The organism is Flavitalea sp. (assembly GCF_035489435.1).
In the GTDB taxonomy this organism is placed as follows: domain Bacteria; phylum Bacteroidota; class Bacteroidia; order Chitinophagales; family Chitinophagaceae; genus DATHKG01.
Map to the genome: position 1 here is coordinate 1 of NZ_DATHKG010000101.1, position 19,487 is coordinate 19,487.

At 40.7% G+C, this 19,487-nt stretch carries 14 protein-coding genes; 6 read left to right on the forward strand and 8 right to left on the reverse strand.

The window, feature by feature from the left end; genetic code table 11:
* Positions 1 to 261 precede the first annotated feature (261 nt).
* Positions 262 to 690: a (4Fe-4S)-binding protein gene (locus VK664_RS16620; RefSeq protein ID WP_461399811.1), complete on the reverse strand. Its 429-nt coding sequence runs from the start codon at positions 688 to 690 to the stop codon at positions 262 to 264.
* 358 nt (positions 691 to 1,048) lie between these two features.
* Between VK664_RS16620 and VK664_RS16625 the strand changes: the two genes are divergently transcribed.
* The 5 genes from VK664_RS16625 (at position 1,049) to VK664_RS16645 (ending at position 6,754) form a co-directional block, all read left to right on the forward strand.
* Positions 1,049 to 2,083, forward strand: coding sequence for a sensor histidine kinase (locus VK664_RS16625; RefSeq protein ID WP_461399812.1), 1,035 nt, complete (start codon positions 1,049 to 1,051; stop codon positions 2,081 to 2,083).
* Positions 2,084 to 2,202: 119 nt separating this feature from the next.
* Complete coding sequence (locus tag VK664_RS16630) at positions 2,203 to 2,904, forward strand: LytR/AlgR family response regulator transcription factor (protein WP_461399813.1); 702 nt, start codon at positions 2,203 to 2,205, stop codon at positions 2,902 to 2,904.
* A 171-nt stretch (positions 2,905 to 3,075) separates the two neighbouring features.
* Positions 3,076 to 5,343 (forward strand): TonB-dependent receptor, encoded by a 2,268-nt coding sequence (locus VK664_RS16635; RefSeq protein ID WP_461399814.1) that lies wholly within the window; start codon positions 3,076 to 3,078, stop codon positions 5,341 to 5,343.
* Positions 5,344 to 5,703: 360 nt separating this feature from the next.
* A complete protein-coding gene (locus VK664_RS16640; RefSeq protein WP_461399815.1) occupies positions 5,704 to 6,360 on the forward strand; it encodes a hypothetical protein in 657 nt (218 codons plus the stop codon).
* 148 nt (positions 6,361 to 6,508) lie between these two features.
* A complete protein-coding gene (locus VK664_RS16645; RefSeq protein ID WP_461399816.1) occupies positions 6,509 to 6,754 on the forward strand; it encodes a hypothetical protein in 246 nt (81 codons plus the stop codon).
* A gap of 166 nt (positions 6,755 to 6,920) precedes the next feature.
* On the opposite strand, the gene VK664_RS16650 is transcribed toward VK664_RS16645, so the two are convergent.
* From VK664_RS16650 to VK664_RS16660, 3 genes are all read right to left on the reverse strand, one after another.
* Positions 6,921 to 7,991 (reverse strand): hypothetical protein, encoded by a 1,071-nt coding sequence (locus VK664_RS16650; RefSeq protein WP_461399817.1) that lies wholly within the window; start codon positions 7,989 to 7,991, stop codon positions 6,921 to 6,923.
* Between the two features lie 434 nt (positions 7,992 to 8,425).
* Positions 8,426 to 9,109 (reverse strand): response regulator, encoded by a 684-nt coding sequence (locus VK664_RS16655; RefSeq protein ID WP_461399818.1) that lies wholly within the window; start codon positions 9,107 to 9,109, stop codon positions 8,426 to 8,428.
* Complete coding sequence (locus VK664_RS16660) at positions 9,102 to 10,427, reverse strand: sensor histidine kinase (RefSeq protein ID WP_461399819.1); 1,326 nt, start codon at positions 10,425 to 10,427, stop codon at positions 9,102 to 9,104. The genes VK664_RS16655 and VK664_RS16660 overlap by 8 nt, the downstream gene beginning before the upstream one ends.
* Positions 10,428 to 10,684: 257 nt before the next feature.
* On the opposite strand from VK664_RS16660, the gene VK664_RS16665 reads away from it, so the two are divergent.
* Positions 10,685 to 12,649 (forward strand): KUP/HAK/KT family potassium transporter, encoded by a 1,965-nt coding sequence (locus VK664_RS16665; RefSeq protein WP_461399820.1) that lies wholly within the window; start codon positions 10,685 to 10,687, stop codon positions 12,647 to 12,649.
* A gap of 126 nt (positions 12,650 to 12,775) precedes the next feature.
* Here VK664_RS16665 and VK664_RS16670 read toward each other — a convergent pair whose 3' ends face one another.
* The 4 genes from VK664_RS16670 to VK664_RS16685 all read right to left on the reverse strand — a co-directional run bounded on the left by VK664_RS16670 (position 12,776) and on the right by VK664_RS16685 (position 18,930).
* Entirely contained in the window at positions 12,776 to 13,027 is a 252-nt protein-coding gene (locus VK664_RS16670; protein WP_461399821.1) for a hypothetical protein, read from the reverse strand.
* Between the two features lie 224 nt (positions 13,028 to 13,251).
* Complete coding sequence (locus VK664_RS16675; RefSeq protein ID WP_461399822.1) at positions 13,252 to 14,256, reverse strand: chemotaxis protein CheB; 1,005 nt, start codon at positions 14,254 to 14,256, stop codon at positions 13,252 to 13,254.
* Positions 14,256 to 18,467: a CheR family methyltransferase gene (locus VK664_RS16680; RefSeq protein ID WP_461399823.1), complete on the reverse strand. Its 4,212-nt coding sequence runs from the start codon at positions 18,465 to 18,467 to the stop codon at positions 14,256 to 14,258. Before VK664_RS16680 ends, VK664_RS16675 begins: the two co-directional genes overlap by 1 nt.
* Entirely contained in the window at positions 18,454 to 18,930 is a 477-nt protein-coding gene (locus tag VK664_RS16685; protein WP_461399824.1) for a response regulator, read from the reverse strand. The genes VK664_RS16680 and VK664_RS16685 overlap by 14 nt, the downstream gene beginning before the upstream one ends.
* Between the last annotated feature and the right edge of the window lie 557 nt (positions 18,931 to 19,487).

The following is a 19,487-nucleotide window of genomic DNA, read 5'->3' on the forward strand; positions in this document are numbered from 1 at the left end:
GCTCTTGCGGCGATGGATGATGTATTATTAAGGACATGCGAGATAGTGAGACCGGGACGAAAGTTTAAACGAAAGCATAAACAGAAGAAACCACCATCTATGGAATATAAACAGCTTTAGGGCTTAACTAAACGACATTGAATTATGAGTTATGAATTATGAAACTTGAGTTGGGAATTATGAGATAAAGGGATTTTTGCTTTCATAACTCAATTTCATAATTCATCACTCACTCATAACTCATAACTCATAATTCATAATTCAATCAACGAAGCCTGCCGGTATATGCGAACCATCGCAGAAGGGTTTATTTTTAGATTGACCGCATCGGCAAAAAGCAGTGACCTTGTTTTTCCTGATTTCGTGACCATGTGCGTCTTTGATCAATACATTACCATATACCAATAATGGTCCGTTGGGCAAAGCTTCCAGTTTTGTCTCAGCTTCAATCGATTGGCTCTGCTCCTCCTGTTCATTGTTATAAAAAAAAGACAAAGCACCCGAAGGACATTGTTGAACCTGCGCAATAATCCGATCCGAGTCGGCTCCTTCAATCGTCACCCAAGGCCTTTTTCTTGGATTAAAAACCGGGGGCAGACCCTTAAAACAGATCGCTGAATGAATACAAATTGATGGCGTCCAAACAACTGTGATCTCCCCGTTTGAATATTTCCTGCTTTCGTCCTGCATTATTTTTATTGTTTGGTTTATCCCAAGTTAAAGAGAATCATTTTAAGAGAAATATGAATTATGAGTTATGAATTATGAAAATTAATGCAGAAATTATGAGATAAAGAAATTTTGTTTTCATAACTAATCACTCCAGTATCATAACTCATAACTCATACTTCATATTTCTCTTAAAGTTCTTTTCATCTGCGGATATTGACCACTGGTCTACACTTGCGCCTAAAATGTTATCTTGATTCGTAGCTTGAACAAAACGCTGAGAATTAGCTGCATTTCAGTTATAAACATCAGGGTCTAATATGGATTTAACTAAACAGCGAAATTACCTGCATTTCAGATTTAAACAACAGGGTTTAATATGGATTTAAACAAACAACAGCATAAAGGACATTTTAAATTAAGTATGCCGGTGCCCGCGGTTCATGCCACCATCTGGCTCATGATCATATTAATTCCGGTGATCCTCTTTCGAAATGTCAAATTTGACACCGGGTTACCCAGGGGCTTTTTTATTATCACCACCATAATACATATCGGCCTGTTTTATTTAAATGTATACCTGTTATTTCCCAGGTTGTTGAACCGTCGGTTCTGGCCGATCTATATCCTATTCCTGGTCGGAATAATACCCGCTCTTTATCATTTGAAACTGTTCATGGTTAACCTCGCAGATCCGCAATTTGTACTTACCGACACAAATAAGCCGATCATATTATTTCCCCCGGTTCCATTTCTTATTGCAAGTTTTATATTCATCTTTATCAGGAGTCGATTAACGCTTGAAAGAAAGGAAAAGGAAAAACGAGCTGAAGCGATGGCATCTGAACTGAAATTTTTAAGGTCACAGATCAGTCCGCATTTTCTTTTTAATGTTATGACAAATCTTGTATCACTGGCCAGAACTAAGTCTGACCTCCTGGAACCGACACTAATTAGATTTTCAGAAATGCTTCGTTATATTTTGTATGAAACCAACCAGGAGAAGTTCCCCGTTTCAAAAGAAATTGAATACCTGCGTAACTATGTCGAACTACAGAAACTCCGGTTTGGAGATGATATGGATTTAAGGATCGATATTCAAAATGGAGAAAATGATTGCAATATTGAACCGATGTTATTGATACCATTTGTTGAAAACGCTTTCAAACATGGCATTGGACTTGCAACAAATCCATTTATCCACATTAAGCTGTTTGCAAACCAAAAGCCATTGTTGTTTTCAATAACAAACAATTATGTGAATGCGAATTCTTCAAAGGATAAAAGTTCAGGCATCGGGTTGGCCAACGTAAGGAACCGCCTTTTACTTTTATATGGAGACAGGCAACGGCTGAATATCAAAGACGAAAACGGGATTTACCAGGTTGAATTAATATTAGATTTGAAATGTTGAACTGTTGAATATTAGATCTGTTAAACAGTAGAACTGTTGAACATTAGAACTGTTGAACAGTAATTACCTGGTTATTTAACAATGTATGGTCAGGCTGAAACTTTTAAAACAGTATCGCTATGCTTAATTGTATTGCAGTCGATGACGAAAAACTGGTTCTTGATTTACTGGTAGATAATATAAAGCAGGTGCCTTTTTTACATCTCGTAGCCAGGTGCAAAAATGCGCTGGAAGCTGCAACAATACTTCATAAACAAAGCATTGACCTGATCTTTCTTGATATCCAGATGCCAGGACTTAATGGCCTCCAGTTTATACAAAGTTTGCAGAAACCTCCTATGGTGGTATTTGTAACGGCCTACCAGGAACATGCTCTCGAAGGATTCAACCTGAATGCAGTTGATTATTTATTGAAACCGGTGTCCTTTGAACGGTTTTTACGCGCCTGCAACAAAGCCCATGAACTTTTTAACCTTCAACAAAAATCTGCATCACCTGAACAAGCGCCCGATTATTTTTTTGTTTATGTTGAATACAACCAGGTGAAGATCTCCATCTCCGACATCTTATATATAGAAGCAATGAAGGATTATGTCAAGATCTTTCTTTCTTCTTCAAACCGTCCTGTAATTACACGGATGTCATTAAAAGCAATGGAAGAAAAACTGGCAAATCATCGTTTTGTACGCTCCCATAAATCATATATAATTTCTGCAGACAAGGTCTCAGCCATTAAACGTGATCTGATCTGTATCGGGAACATTGAGTTACCGCTCAGTGAAAACTATCGTTCTGAAGTGGAAAAAATGCTTCCTTTATAGCCAGGATAATTCCTGTATAGCCAGGATAATTCCTGCGACATTAAATTCACCACTTTCCTAAAATCACATCTACAAAATTCCCCCTCTCGTCTATTCAAGCTGGTCTAAGGTCGATTCTAAGCCGGGCCCACTATGATGTTGTTATAGTTTCGATTTGTAAAACTGCAGATCATGAAACTATTATTGCAAATATTAACCATCCTGGCACTGGTACTTACAAACGCCATCAAATCAAGGGCGCAAACAGACTCTGCAAAAACAGGAATCACTCAAACTGAAATCAAAGGAAAGGTGATGAGTGATGATAACGAACCGTTGTCAGCCGCCACTATCAGGATAAAATTTTCAGGGGCTGGTACTTCCACCGATCCGTCGGGTCGGTTTTCAATAATAACTACCAAACCAGCACCATGGACACTGATAGTCTCCTGTGTTGGATATCAGGCACAGGAATTAAGTTTAGCTACAAACCAGGTAGATGAGGATGCAAAGATAATAATGCAGCATGAAATAAAAGCCATGGGCGAGGTAGTGGTGGTGGCAGCCGGCACCTTCGAAGCCAGCGACAAGGCCAAAGGAGCTTCACTCACACCTATGGATGCAATGACTGTTGCAGGCAATGGTGGTGATATTGCCAATTCATTAAGATCTCTTCCGGGTACACAACAGGTTGGTGAAAAAGAAGGGCTTTTTGTAAGAGGTGGTACCAGTGAAGAGGCAAAGCAGTTTGTTGATGGCACCCTGTTAAGGAATCCGAACTATAATTCAGTACCGGGCATTTTGCAGCCTGCAAGGCTTAACCCGTTTCTATTCAAAGGTGTGTTATACAGCACTGGTGGTTATTCAGCATTGTATGGCCAGGCCATGAGCAGTGCCCTTATACTTGAAACGGTTGATCTACCAGATGTATCCTCCATTGGGCTCGCCATTTTTCCAATGGTTGTTGCAGTAAACTTCCAGGAGCTTGGCAAAAAAGGTAACTCAAGCTATGGAGCCAGCGCAAATTTCGGGAACCAGCAGTTCTACAACAAAATGATAAATGCAAAACCTGATTTCTTCAATGGCCCACAGTATTTATCAGGCGATGCAAATTTCCGTCTTCGCACCAGCAAAACAGGAATGCTTAAGTTCTATGCTACTTATGGTTACGATCGCACGGGTATGCGTAATCCGGATCCGGATAGCCTGCAACTTCTCACATCATATGATGGCGGGGGGTCAAATATTTATAGCAATTTATCGTACCGTGAGTTGCTAGCCAACAACTGGAAGATTGATGCCGCATTGTCTTATAACTATCATCAGCGGCAGGTAACCAACCGCCTGCTCGATGCAGAAAAAAATGAGCTATCATTGACCGGATTTCCTTTCAATCTTAAAAATTTTGAATCCCACAACCAATCCAATTTCGCACAAGCCAGGCTGGTTCTAGGTAAAACATTTTCAAACAGGCGTGTGCTCAGGTTCGGCGCTGAGTACTTTTTTAGTGATGATAAATACAAATTCGAAGATACCGTTAACAATGTGAAGGATAACCTGGTAGCAGGTTTCGTTGAATCCGATGTTTATCTGGCGCGTCACCTCGCGGCTAAGATCGGCCTAAGGGGCGAGTATTCATACCTGTTAAGGAAAGCCGTTATTGCACCAAGGCTAAGTATTGCCTATCGGTTTAACAACGGTGGCCAGTTGAATATAGCATATGGAAGGTTCTATCAGAAACCAGAACCTTATCAGCTCATCGATAATGCAAACCCTGACTTTTCGGATGCACAACATTTCATACTCAATTACCAGAAAAATAAGAATAACCGCTGGCTCCGGATGGAAGCCTATTACAAACTCTATAAACGGCTGGCAACAACATATCCTTATAGTGGTAATACCGGTGATGGTTATGCAAGAGGGTTTGAAGTTTTTTTCCGGGACAAAAAAACCATCAGGGATCTTGATTACTGGATCAGCTATACTTATCTCGACACAAAAAGAAAATACCTTGATTATCCCTATGCTATCCGTCCCGGATTTTCAACACCGCATACTGCTTCCATTGCCATCAAGAGATTCTATACTGATCTGAGTATGAACCTGAATGTTTCATACAGTTTTGCAACCGGGCGGCCGTATTACTTTATCAATAATCGTTCAGGAGGGGTTGCTGAAATCCAGGACCAGGGAACTACGAGGACCTACAGCAATATGAATATCAGCTTCGCTTATCTTTTTTCCATGTTCAAAAAATGGAAACACAAGGACTTTTCGGGTATTGGCTTAGGGATGAACAATGTATTTGGACGAAACCAGGTCTTTGGATACAATTATGGTTTGACAGGTGCCAACAAAATCCCAATCTCACTTCCCGCCACCAGGACATTTTATTTTGGAATTTTTATGGGTTTTGGCACTGACACCAGGGATAACATTATGGATCAAAACCTCTAAAAGAGGATCTCAAAGATGCGACTCATTATTAATAATGAACCGTGCAATAATAATGAAGTGCTCAACTATAATGAAGCGTTCAACTATAACCACTAAAATGAAATTATCTCATCAAAACAAATCGGTAATACATCAATGTATATGAATCAATAATCGCAATCACAATCAATAATCGTAATCACAATAATTAGTCGCAATCACAATAATTAATCACAATCAATAATCGTAAGCACAAACAATAATCATAATCACAAACAATAATCATAATCACAATCAATAATCGTAATCACAAACAATAATCATAGTCACAAACAATAATCATAGTCACAAACAATAATCGCAATAACAAAAACAAAAGTTATGAAACAAATTCTCTTAGCAATGTTCGTCTTCCTGGCAATTGCCTTCGCGGGTTTAGGACAGACTAATTACCAGGAAGGCCTAAAAAATGCCACCGCCGAATTACAAAAAGCCAAATCCGTAAAGGACTTTGAAAAACTGGCAGTGCAGTTTGAGAAACTCGCAACACAACCAAACGCAGATTGGCTGGCACCATATTATGCTGCATTCTGTAATGCAAAAATCGGCTGGCTTTATCAAAATGATGGTGACAGGATTGAACCTTATGCAGACAAAGCCGAAAAGCAGATTCAAAATGCATTGACCTTTCTTGATTCAACTTCACAAAAAACAGAAATCTCCGAAGTATATGCTGTATTAAGCATGATCAACAGATCGCGGGTATTTATTAGTCCCATGACCTATGGCAGAAAGTATGGACCGGCAGCTATGCAGTATTATCAACAAGCGCAAAAAATAAATCCTGCAAATCCCCGTGCAAACTGGCTCGATGGCTGGGAGAAATTCAGCGCACCAAAAATGTTTGGTGGAGATAAAGTCAAAGCCAAACAAATTCTTGAAAATGCACTTGCCCAATGGAACAACGAAAAACCAAAAACCAATTACCCGCACTGGGGAAAAGACGAAATCGAAGATTTGCTTCATCAGCTGAGGTAAGTTTAAGAGAGGTATGAGTTATGAATTATGAGTTATGAGTGGAGTGTCAGAGTGAATGAGTGAATAAATGTTAAGCTAATTGTTTCAGTGATCATTTAGAAAGTAAAAATATTTTAACAATAATTATCAACAATCTAAAACTACAGTTATGTTAGTAGGAATAATTTTAACGAGATTACTTTTTATTGCAAGCATGGTATTTATTATCGGGTATGTATTTGGGAATTTCTCAAAAAGTAAAACCCTGACGCGTTTTACAAAGGTGGCGGCTATACTTGCAATCATACTTTTTATCGCAACAAACATTTTCGCATTTCGATCTGCAAACTGGAGGCATGGTGAACACGGTTGGTGTTTGGGACCAAGGTCAGATAGCAGTAATGTTTCACATTAGTTAAGTCTTGAGTTATGAATTATGAGTTATGAATTATGAGTTATGAGTTATGAGTGATGAGTGAGTGATGAGTTTGCGAGTGATGAGTTGTGAATACAGCCCAATTTAACTCGAAACTTCATAACTCATCACTCCTTTCATAATTCATAACTCATAATTCATAATTCTATTCAACTATTGAGATGATTTGAGTGTAGATTTGTTTGTCGCTTTCGTATATGCAAAGAAGATTGTTGTTATCGACAGTTTCAATACGGGGCGAGTTGCCCTTGCCGATGACTTGCAATTCTCCTTTCGGTTTAAGGAGGACCACTTCACCATTATGGGTCCAGCAATATACAGTCTGGCCATTGACAGTAGCTATTGTACAGCCCTGGCCCTCCCCTATTGCTGTTTCTGGTTTACCAGGCTCGCAGGCGTAAATCTTGTTTTTTCGACGCCACACTGTTTGGAGATTATTATTCTTCATAGTCATACCACCGCCATCCATTGGGCATCCTGCCAGCGGCCAGCTTCCGGCTCCCAATTTATGTGCCTGGCTAAAAGATTTACCGGCGTCCTTTGATTGTATCAGGTACATATCCCTGTAACCACTGAACCGGTTACGAAACATGACATTAATTTCTGTGCCCTTGATTAATACGGTTGGCTTACAGCATTCGCAAACAGAGGTGTCAGGTGAAGCATAAATCATCTTGTTTGATGACCAGGTTTTTCCACCGTCTTTGGAGCCGGAGCCAAATATTTCATTGTGTTTGTTGCGCATGTCAAGCCAAACTGCAAAGACCTGGTCGCCATCCGCATGTAATGCAATGAAGCCTTCTTTGGCAGTAGTGTCCATATCATTGATACGTGTTTGTTTCAACCATTCTCCACTACCAGATCTGAAATACGAAAAAATATTGCCGGATTTATTACAGGCTATTACAGTAAGGCCCTTGCTGCCGGTTGTAATCTGTGGTCCCCTTGTGTGAGAAGAAAATAATCCAGGCTCAACAGCTATCAATGAAGGATCTGAGAATTTTTTACCGGCATCATCAGATGATACATAAAAGATACTATCGTCGTGACCATAGACGAGGTGAACATTGTTTTTATTATCAGTGGCGACATCAGGCATTTGTCCACCACCAATTTTCAGATCTGAGGTTAAAAAAGATTCTTTGTGTCGAGTAGCATCCTGACAACTTGTAAACAAAAAAATAGAAGAAATGGAAATGAGCAGCAATATTAGCATGTAGATTTGGTTTCGTTAGTTTGGTTTCGTTTAGCTCGGTTTTGATTCGTTTGGTTTGGATTGGCTTGGTTTTGTTTTGTTTGGTTTTTTTTGTTTGGTTTGGATTAGTTTAGTTTGGATTAGTTTGGTTTCGCTTGGTTTTGGCTTTGTTTTGTTTGTTTGGTTTGGTTTGTTTGTTGCGTTTTATTTGTCTTGCTCTCAAATGACGCGTCAAGATAATACAAGAGCATTAATCTCCAACATTTAGCAAACTTCTCAATCAAGTTATTGTCCGCGATCATTTAATTTTGTATCGCGCAATACGAACAATTCAATTATTACACCATCTGATAAAATCCAAGCAACCACAAACTCCCACTTAACCACTCCACTCACAACTCACCACTCACCACTCACAACTCACCACTAACTCATAACTCATCACTCATAACTCATCACTTACATACAAACCTATACCCTACGCCTGATTCAGTTAAAAGATACTCGGGGCGATTCGGATCCTTCTCTATCTTTTTCCTTATTTGTGCCATAAAAACGCGCAGATACTGTGATTGATTTATAAACCCGGGGCCCCAAACAGCTCTCAGCAGAAATGCATGCGTTAATACCTTTCCTTCGTTCCTGGCAAAAAGTGACAACAGGTTGTATTCTGTGCCGGTGAACTTGATTAATTCTCCTCTTACGGTAACGGTACGTGAACTAAGATCTATCTGGAGATCCTCTGTATTGATCACCGGTTCAGTTTCATCAGTGACAGGATTTCGAAGTGCTGATCTTATCCTGGCCAGTAGTTCGCCTGTTCTGAATGGCTTGGTCAGATAATCATTGGCACCCTTATCTAAAGCCTGGATGATAACATCTTCGCTATTCTGAACTGAGAGTACAATCACAGGATTAGTATACCATTCCCTTAATTCCTGCAACATGATAATACCATCTTTATCAGGCAGACCAACATCCAGCAAAATCAAGTCTGGCGGATGATTCGAAGCCATGATGATTCCGTCCCTGGCATTGGCCGCCTGCTTAATCTGGTAATTATTTGATTGCAAAGTGATCTCCAGCAGTTTGCGAATTTGCTCTTCATCATCAACAACCAGTATCTCCGTTTTATTCATTTGTCACTTTTAAATATGAAGTTTCGCAAGGTATTTCTATGATAAACCTCGCACCTCCTCCCATAACATTTTCAGTTGTTACTCTTCCGTTTAATGCTTCAGTAAAGCCTTTCACTATTGATAAGCCGAGGCCCGTACCCCCGGCTTTGCTGTTTTTCAACCGGTAAAATTTATCAAAAATAAAAGGCAGTTCATTATCCGGAAATCCAGGGCCGCTATCCTCTATCATTAAGCTTAGCACATTGCCTTTGCTGAAGATTTTATCCGGCCCGGATGGAAATAATGTTTGTTTACCCGGATCTTCAGTGGATATCTTTTGAAAATCCGGATTTTGAATATTATCCGGAGTAAATGTTTGGTTGTGATTGTTTGTAATAAATGTCTGATCGGATTTGTCTGCACGATATGTTTGTAGCGAATTGTCAACAAAGGAAATAGATTGTACATCTCCGACGGTGACTGGTGGACGGGTGCTGTCCGAAACATTTATTTTAAGAACACTATCTGAATAAGAATAAAGAACTGCATTGTTAACAATATTTGAAACAATCTGTTCAAGCATCACCTTATCTGTTTTAAAAAGCGGAATAGCCGGGCTGATGTTTATGATGATTCGCTGACTTATCCCGTTCTCCTCTATTTTATGCACGACGTCATGAATGGTTTCGACAATGTCGACCCAGTTTTTCTTTGCTTTTATAAACCCGGATTCTATCCTTGATATATCGAGCAGGTTGCCAACCTGTCTATCTAACCGAAGCGCAGCTTTTGAGATTTCCGCAATCAATTGATCTTTGTGACCCGGCGTCAGGTTATTGTTAGCTGACTGGAGATTATCTGTTGCACCGATTATGGCAGCTATAGGTGTTCTTAACTCATGTGATAAAGAATTAAGCATGGTATTATATAATTTAACCGTGTTTGCTTTTTCTTCTTTTTCTCTTGCCTTGGTTTCAGCTCTCCTGATCTTATAAGTAAGCACTGCATTGATCATCGCTATCAGAAAATACATAATGAGTAAAATCAGGTCTTCTGAAGTGGAAATCCGGAAATGATATATCGGCGGAATAAAGAAAAAATTCCAGATCACTGCACTGAAAAATGCTGCGAGTAAAACGGGAAATATGTCGAACGAAACCGCGATAACCGAAACCACCAGCAACAAAATAAGTGCAACAACGCGGTAGCTGAGATAGGAAGAAAACAGGTAGCATATAGTGCTCACAATAAAAACCAGCAATAAAGCAATCAAATATGGTTTGCCTTTTTGGGTTATAAATGAGCTTTTGTCAAAAGGTTTAGAAAGGTGTTTCATCATTCCATTCGATTATTTTTTCCGCAGGCTATTACTGACCAGCATTTTCCTTCTACTAAGTTAGCTGCCCGTCCATCAATATGCCAAGCTTATAATAATTAGCAATATTGACCACTGCAAGGTATAAGGATTAGCAATTTCGATCACTGCAAGGTATAAGGATTATATAAAGATTTAAGCCGATGCCCCGTTTTCCCGTTAATTTACCAGTTCCTGCTATATTTTTGAATGCTAAACTGAATAGTTAACAATAGCAGATAATGTCTTCACACAATAAGGTTTCTACGGCTGGCCTCCTCATAGCTTTAGGTATAATTTATGGCGATATTGGTACCTCCCCTTTATATGTTCTCAACGCTGTTATTAGTGGAAAGGTAATAAGCGAAGAGCTGGTTATCGGTACCCTGTCGCTGATTATATGGACCCTCACGCTTCAAACAACCGTAAAATATGTTATCCTTACTCTAAACGCAGATAACCGGGGCGAAGGAGGGATATTTTCTTTGTATGCCCTTGTACGAAGAAGGAAAAAATGGTTGGTGATCCCTGCTATGATAGGGGGAGCCGCACTGCTTGCTGATGGAATGATCACACCGGCAATTTCTGTTTCATCAGCCATTGAAGGCTTAAAGCAGGTACCAGGCCTATCAAACATCAGCCAGCGCACCATTGTTTATATAGTAATTGGCATTTTGACGATCCTGTTTTTTGTACAACAATTTGGAACGGCTGCGATCGGCAAGCTATTCGGACCGGTAATGACCGGCTGGTTTACTATGCTTGCAGCCCTGGGCATATTTCATGTTTCTGATGACCTGCATGTGTTGAAATCATTTAATCCTTATTATGGAATTGAATTACTGATAAAATATCCCTCCGGATTTTATATACTTGGAGGTGTGTTTCTTTGTACGACCGGAGCTGAGGCACTTTATTCAGATCTTGGTCACTGTGGTAAATGGAACATCAGGTATTCATGGATATTCGTTAAATCATGCCTGATCATTAATTATCTTGGCCAGGGAGCCTGGCTGCTTCACAACCACAGTGGCCAAAAAATAACCACGGAAATGATAACTGCGGGCTTCAACCCATTTTATGGCCTGATGCCTCATTGGTTTTTATATTTCGGCATTGCGATAGCCACATCAGCAGCAATTATCGCCAGCCAGGCTTTAATCTCAGGTTCGTTTACCCTGATCAGCGAAGCAATCCGTCTCAACCTATGGCCAAAACTTCGGATCCATTATCCTACAGAGGCCAGGGGACAGTTATATATTCCGGCAATCAATCTTCTTTTGTATGCAGGCTGTGTTGGCATCGAGCTTTATTTTCAGAAGGTAGCCAATATGGAAGCTGCCTACGGGCTGGCGATCACCTTGTGTATGATAGCAACTTCCATTCTTTTTGCAAATTACCTGGTGCTGAAAAGAAAAAAACCTCTTTTGATATATTTATACCTGTTGGTTTTCCTGGTCATTGAGATGAGTTTCCTGGCTGCAAATTTTGACAAGCTACCACATGGCGGCTATGTGGCCGTAATTGTTGGCGGAATGCTATTCCTGGTCATGTACAATTGGTTCAAAGCGAAAAAAATAAAAAACAGGTATGTTGAATTCGTTCGGCTTGAGCATTATCTGCCCAAACTCCAGGAACTGAGCCAGGATAAGACCGTACCGAAATATGCTACACACCTGGTTTATCTCACAAGTGCTGATAATCCGAAAGAAATTGAACACAAGATTATTTATTCCATACTAAACAAAAGGCCCAAACGGGCAGATATATACTGGTTTGTTCATGTAGAAACGGTTGATGACCCTTATACCTCACAATACAAGGTCGAGCACATCATTCCAAATGATGTGATACGCGTAGATTTCCGTTTAGGTTTCAGGGTCCAGCCGCGTATGAACCTGTTATTTAAAAAAGTGGTAGAGGACCTGGTGAAAAACAGGGAGGTAAACGTACTGAGCAGGTATGAAAGCCTCGAAAAAAACAACGTGATTGGCGACTTCAGATTCATCGTCCTTGAAAAATACCTGAGCGAAGACAATGAATTGCCAATCTGGGAAAGGATGATGATGAAACTACATTTCTTCCTGAAAGATATCAGTCTTTCAGAAGAAAAAGGCTTTGGTCTTGACGCAAGCAACGTTAAAGTAGAGAAGTTCCCTTTAATCGTAGCGCCGCCGAAAAGCGTAAGCCTCACGAGACTACAGTAAAGAGAGATATGAATTATGAGTTATGAGTTATGAGTGAGTTAAGAGTTATGAGAATTATGAAATTTTCATAATTCATAATTAATTCACTCAAATTCACCACTCATCACTTACCACTCACCACTTTCTTCACAACGCTTTCTTAATGTCTTCAATTATCTCCATTGCCCGGGGTTGATGACGTGGGATAACGTCGCCGAGAATGGCATTTTCGACAGCGCTGTTTCCCTTTATAAAAGTAAAGGTGTTAGTGCCAAAAATTTCCACAAACTCTTCTGAATCAGACTCGACAGTATACTCCCGGGTTGCCTCATTGATCTCCCGCAGAATGATTCCAAGGCCCGGGTCACCTACTACGATTTTGTGTTCGGTATAAGACATAAGGAAGACAGTTTAATGGTGAAATAAGAAATCGAAAATATATCTTTTTTCCCTTATGTTTCGCGGCATAATTTTTCTTAACACTTATGCAACCAAAATGCAACCAATATGCAACCAATACGTAACCAGAATTTTTAAAGTCGGATTCCGTATGTGACCCAGGAAGGTAGCCTTTGAGGAAGATAGTTTTTCAAGAAGGTAGCCTTTAGAAATGCGGACGGCAATTAAGCTGTATCATGATTTTGAAGATCGCGAAGTATTTCTTTCAGCCGGTCTATATGACGGTCAAGTTCAACTTGTTTTTCATGGTGACCTACTGCAACACTTTTATAACCTTTTTTTGTATTATCAACTTCCATTTTACGCAATAGGTGCTTGCGCTCTTCCATCATGCGGAGTGCGACCCACAATGTATTACCAGCAGTCATAGCTTGCCTTAAAATCAAATCCTTTTCTGTATAAGCATGACCAATATGACATCTATAACGTTTTATCACATCGTTTTTTACATCCCACAAACCGCCACCGCAATCCGGGCAGGCAAATATGCTTTGTTCAACGTTCAGCTTCCTCACATCATCTATACCAACCGCAGTTCTTTCAGCGATCTTTGATTCTGAGATCACATCATCAGGTGCTGCTGTTCTCAGATCCCCGATACTATTTGTAAGCTGTTCGATAATCGGTCCTATTTCGACCAAAGTTGTTACAAAGTCTGCTTCCATATGATTAATGATCGACATGGGCATATCCGGATATTCTGCTTCGTCCGGATCCTGGACTATACATTGGCCTCCACTTCTTTTGATTGCCCACATACCGGATGTTCCATCATCAAGCAATCCACTTAATACTACGCCAATTGCCTGAGAGCCATAAGCCACTGCAGCAGAACGGAACAACACATCAATGGAGGGGCGCCAGCGGTTCTCTTCCGGCCCCGCACCCAATAAGAATCTACCATCTTTCACAAGCATGTGTTGATTTGGTCTTGCCACGTATATATGATCCTTTTCAATTGATTCGCCATCTATAACAATGCTACAACTTAAGCTGGTAACTTTTTGAAGGGTATGTACCACATAGTCGCCTATCCCTTTCCGCGACAGATGCAATACAATGCAATAAGCAGTGTCTATTCCTTTCTTTAAATGTTGTACCATTTCGCTGAGGGCATTCAATCCTCCTGCGGAGGCACCGATGACGACTATGAAAGATGGCTTACTCATTAGTTTTTGGATTGTTGTGGAAGATAAATATCGAACCTGGCTCCTTCACCCAATGCTCCTGTGGCAGTGATATACCCGTTATGATTATTGATGATTTTTTGTACAATGGCAAGACCAATACCCGTTCCCGGATAAGCTTCTTTACCGTGCAGTCTTTGGAATACCTGGAATATTTTTTCTTTATAAATAGGGTCGAAACCAATTCCATTATCTGTAAAACTGATATGACAATATTGTTGGGATGCAGACAATCCTGCTGGGGGTATCTCTGTATTTTCAATAGTCAGTTTTGATCCTTCACCAATCTCGGTTTTAATGTTAATATGCGGATTAACCCCCGGGCGGGCAAATTTGAGCGAATTTGTGATCAGGTTATTGATAAGTTGCCGAAGTTGAAAATGGCTGATATCTGCAAATCCAAGATTATCTGCTTCAATGGTGGCAGACTTTTCAATCAGCATATCGCTAAAGTCGGATTTCATTTCGCTGATAATTAAATCAAGATTCGTCTTCACGAAAACCTTGTCGGCAATATGGGCATGCGAATAGTCTAATAAATCCTCTATTAATTGCTGCATCCTGGCTGCAGCATTTGACATACGATTGAAATAATCCTTCCCCTTTTCGCTCAGGCTTGCATGCTCTGTATTAAGCAAGCGACTGACAAAACTTTGAATTTTGCGCAAAGGTTCCTGTAAGTCGTGGCTTGATATATAAGTAAATGATTCAAGTTCATGATTCATTTTTTTCAGCGCTTCATTCGCCATTACAAGTTCAGAAGTACGCTGTTGCACTTTCAGTTCCAGTTCTCTCGAATGTAGCTGCGCATCCTCAAAGTTTTTATTTTTTGAAATTACCTGCTGTGTCACTTCGTAACCGAAAACGAGGATGGAAATGATTTTCTGTTTTTCGTCGAATATTGGCTGATAACTAAAGTTGAAATACCTGACCTCAGGTTCAAGTTCTTCATCGCGTGCCAGTGTGATTGGGATATCAATGCTGACATATGGCTCGCCTGTGATGAAAACCTTATCAAGCAACTTGTCGAACCCCTGCCCTTCCAGTTCCGGAGAGGCGACCATGATAGGATTACCCTGGAGTTTTCTTTTTCCGAATAAAGACTGGTACTGCTCATTTACGATATCGTAAACATGGGTTGGCCCTATAAGCGTTGCTACAAAACCCGGCGCGGTCATCAGGAGGTTTCTTACCATGACAGCCTGGGCCTGTGCTTTTTTGTGGGCCAATACCTGGTTGGTTACCTCATGCGCAATAGTGATTACTCCCGTGACCGCACCATCCGCTTCGAGATGGGGTTGATATATAATATTGAAATACCTGTCCTCCATCACATTAATGTGCTTGAATTGAGCAAGCATTTCGTTGGCATAAACTGCCTTACCAGATTGATAAGCTTCTTCCATCATGACCGTGAATGACTGACCTTCAAGTTCAGGCAAAACCTCAAGCAGTTTTTTTCCTTCAACTTCATAACCCTTACCCCAGAAGTCTTTCATCAGGTTATTCGCAATAGTGATCACCATTTCTTTTCCCTTCATTATGGAGAATGCAAAAGGCGATTGCATCAACACATTTGTATACCGCTCACTGGTTTCCTCAATCTTTTTTAAACTGAGCGCCCTTTCCGTAATATCTTCAATGGCAAGAAGTATCAATTTTTCGTCCCCGCTTTCCCTGAGCATTTCAGTGCCATTAAGCAACATTACACGATGACCGATATTGGGGAATTGCCGGCTAACCTCCAGGTCACTGAACCTGGTAGCTTCCGGTAATATTTTTTCCAATTGTAGTCTCAGTTCCGGAATGTTCCACCGGCCGTTGCTCAATTCGAAAAAATTCGAGCCTTCTACCTCTGTTTCATTTACATTGAAGGTTTTGTAAAACGACCTGTTGGCAGTTTTAATACACATGTTTTTATCAAGCACCAACAGGGGTTCACGTATAGTAGTGATGATTGCTTCAGCATAATTTCTTGCTTCACGTAACTGTTCATTTAGTCCAATCATCTCCTGGTTAATAACAGTTAGTTCCTCATTTGTACTCTGCAGTTCTTCCTTCCCGGCTTCCAGTTCCTCGTTCAGACTCTGTAATTCTTCGCTTCCACTTAATAATTCTTCGTTGGCACTTTGCAGCTCCTCATTAGCCGCTTCCTGTGCCTCGGTAATGCTTTTAATATCTTCTCTTAACTGTAACAATTCCTGTTCGGATTTTTGTAACAGCATCTCACCATCATTTTTAAAGGAAAGCCCGGCATTTTTGCGTTCGGGTTTACGGGGGGACGAGTCCGTGGTGTCATGTAACAGAACCAAAAAATGTGGTTCTATAGTATGGGGTAGTGGAATCGCTTCTATATTGATATAATGCTGTTCATTATTTATGATGAAGGCTACCGATTCTTTTACAACATGCTCATTAAGTTGTTTTGCTTTGTGCAGAATACTTCGAAGTTCAAAGGCCAAACCTGGCCGCGCCATCTTAAATAAATTCAGACTGGCCTTTCCTGGCGAAGGTTCGAGATAACTTCCTGTATTTCCGCGGAAATGAACTATATCCATATCCTGGTTTACAACAACGCCTACCGGGCTAAACTTGCTGAGTAAAATTGCATCGGCCGACTTTTGAAAATCAATTACCGGGCTTTCCCTGAGCAAACTTGTTTTAGCTACTTTTGGAATTTGTTCGGTAGCGAGGTTTGTGCTATATCTGTACCGGCCCGGGGCGTCTTTTCTGATAAATAATTTATCTTTTTTTCCAACAGTCGCAAACAAATCAGAAACATAAGAAGTGTTTTCCGCTTTACCTAACAGTAAATAACCAGCAGGATTCAGCGCATAATGGAAAGCGCTTAAAGCTTTGTTCTGAAGATAAGGCTCCATGTAAATAAGTACATTCCGGCAACTCACCAGGTCAACTTTAGCGAAAGGGGGGTCCTTTAAAAAATTATGAACAGCAAAAACGCACATGTCCCGGATCGCCTTATTGAGCTGATAACGTCCGTCGAATTTGGTAAAAAAGTTATCAAGTCTTTCCGGTGATAAACCTTCCAGTTCCGACTTAGAGTAAATACCGGTTCTTGCTTTGGATATTGCAGGCTCACTGATGTCTGTGGCGAAAATCTGAACACGCGAAACTGTGCTGAACCCACCTTGAGTTAAATTTCCCAGGTATTCCTTGAGGCAGATTGCAAATGAATAGGCTTCCTGGCCTGTACTGCAACCGGCAATCCAGATCCTGATAGGCTCGTTTGTTAACTTGGCCTTTTCGATATTCGGCAGCACAGATTCGCATAAAGTATCAAATGTTTTCTGATCACGAAAAAATGAAGTCACCGGGATGAGCAGATCCTGGTAAAGGATGTCCTGTTCCGTATCTAGTTCCTTCATATAGCGCAGATATTCGCCTGGGGAGTTAAGTTTGTTTAATGCTATCCTTCTTAATATACGACGTCTTATAGTAGGTTGCTTGTAATAAGTAAAATCGGTGCCTTTACGGATCTTTAACAAGCCCACTATTTCTTTGTAAACTTCACCATCATGCACAGGCTTGCCGGTCATTGAAGTTTCCTGAACTGCATCATGACGATTTATCTCAGTGATCTTGAGGGGAATACTTTCTGCAGGAAGAATAAAATCAACTACATCTGCCTGGATGGCACTTGCGGGCATTCCTGAAAATGCGGCAGATGTCATATCCTCAGCGAAGGTCATTCCACCATGGTCCTTGATTGCCTTCAATCCGAGCGTACCATCGGAACCGGTTCCGGATAAAACAACACCTATAGCATGCACTCCATGCACCTCTGCCAAAGAAGTAAAGAAAACATCAACCGGCAAACTTCTTTGCTCTTTTGATGGCCGGGGGCTTAGTTCCAGCACACCGTCATTCGCCGTAAGTAATTTATTGGCCGGTATTATGTAAATGTTATTGGATTCAATCCTGATCTTATCTGTTACTTCATGGATCGGGATATTTGTTACTTTCTGTAACAGTTCGGGTAATACGCTTTCATGGGTTGCAGCCAGGTGCTGAACCAAAATATAAGCCATATCAGAGTTTGCCGGGATACCTTTGATGAATTTCTTAAATGAATCGAGCCCACCTGCTGAAGCACCGATGCCAACAACCGGGAATTCAATGGTAGATTTGACTAACGGTTTTGTACTGTTATGTTCATCATTATTCGACTTCATATTTTACTCCTGGTGATAGCAAGAACTTTTGTCTCGAAGGTTGCTGTCCGTTTAATTTGCCTGACATGGTGATAGCAGTTAGAATGGAAGATTTAAGCTGATCGAATTCGTTCGGTTTCCTGATATAAAATTGCGCGCCCAGGTCATACAAACGCTCGACCTCCGCTATTTGAAAGGATGTTGATATTACAACTACCGGGAGATGTTTTAAGTGCGCCGAATTCTTTATTTCATTGAGACATTCCTCGCCATTTTTGCGCGGCATATTGAGATCAAGAAAAAGAATTACAGGAAGTATTTTGGTATTATTCAGGCTAACCATCAGCATCTCTCCATCATTTACAACCTGGAGAAAGGTCCCCAGGTTCAGCTCATCTAAAGCTTCCTTGAAGAGGAGACAATCGTCTTTATCATCATCTGCAAGCACGATATATTCGACAGGCATGCCGTCTTGCTGGGTCATAATGTATGTAATTGCTGTTGGTTGAAAGGTAAGCAAACTTAGGCACTTTAAACAAGGTTTAACGGGTTTCAACTATGACGCTCAAATTACCCTTAGTTGGTCTGCTTGTTCTGCCTGGTAATTTTGTTTGAAGGATATACATATTAAATGACAAGCTTAGGCTCCTATCAGTGAGGCCTAGCCGAAATGGCCTTTGACCAGGGACATCATTATTCTGCAACATTTTTTGGTCGCGTCTTCGCACCGTTGGGAGCGGGATTGTGCCTTTTTGCGGCTGTGTCCCGTGGTTAATACCTTTGCTCATGCCGTTCTTTGCTGTTGTCTCCGATCGGCTTTTTTGCGCAGGTTTGCTTTCTTTGTTTACCAGCATTCTTATGCAAGAGTTTTTGGTCGCTTCTTCGCACCGTTGAGAGCGTGATTGTGCCTTTTTGCGGCTGTGTCCCGTGGTTAATACCTTTGCTCATGCTGGGAGTGGTTCTTGTCTCCGATCGGCTTTTTTGCCCTGATCAGCTTTGTTAGGGTTTCTTCCAGTGCTGGTGCTTGTTCTCCCCTGATCG